This is a genomic window from Microbacterium enclense (assembly GCF_004022425.1).
GTDB classification, from domain to species: domain Bacteria; phylum Actinomycetota; class Actinomycetes; order Actinomycetales; family Microbacteriaceae; genus Microbacterium; species Microbacterium enclense_A.
On record NZ_RBZY01000143.1, the window covers coordinates 1 to 570 of the forward strand.

Here is a 570-nt window from a genome sequence, read left to right on the forward strand (position 1 = left end):
CGGTGGGGATCTACGACCGGCTCGTGCAGCAGAGCGCCGCGATCGTGGACCTGCGCCGAGACTCAACGCAGCGGGTCCGTGGTTCCGCGGGAGAACCCGCGGGTAGTCGTGGGGGTGGTGACGACCGCGGTGACCGCTCGCAGGCCGCGACGACGGCCGCGCCCGACACACGGATGCCTGACATCCGAACGCCCGACACACGGACGGCCGACCACGTGCGCGCCGATATTCTCGCGGACCTGCTGCTCACCGCTGCCCCGGAGGCCGACCCCACCCGCAGCGACGACGGCCCCGGCACCCTCGGCGCGATCCGGGCGCGTGTGCAGGTCGTGGTCCCGGCGTTGACGATGCTGCGGCCCGGCTCTGAGAACTCCGATCCCGCCGACCTCGTCGGCCACGGACCCATCGACGCCGCAACCGCCCGCGCCTTGGCCGAAGCCACCCGCGTTCCCTGGGACCGGGTCATCACCCACCCCGTCAGCGGTGGGGTGCTCCGCACCGACACCTACCAGCGCACCACCGCGATCGACCGACACCTTCGCGCCCGCGACCGCCACTGCCGCTGGCCCG

The 570-nt window shown here is 73.5% G+C and carries 1 pseudogene; it reads left to right on the forward strand.

Annotation, left to right across the window (positions count from 1 at the left end):
• Positions 1–173: 173 nt before the first annotated feature.
• A pseudogene (locus tag D8Y23_RS16610) lies at positions 174–570 on the forward strand (HNH endonuclease); the annotation flags it as partial.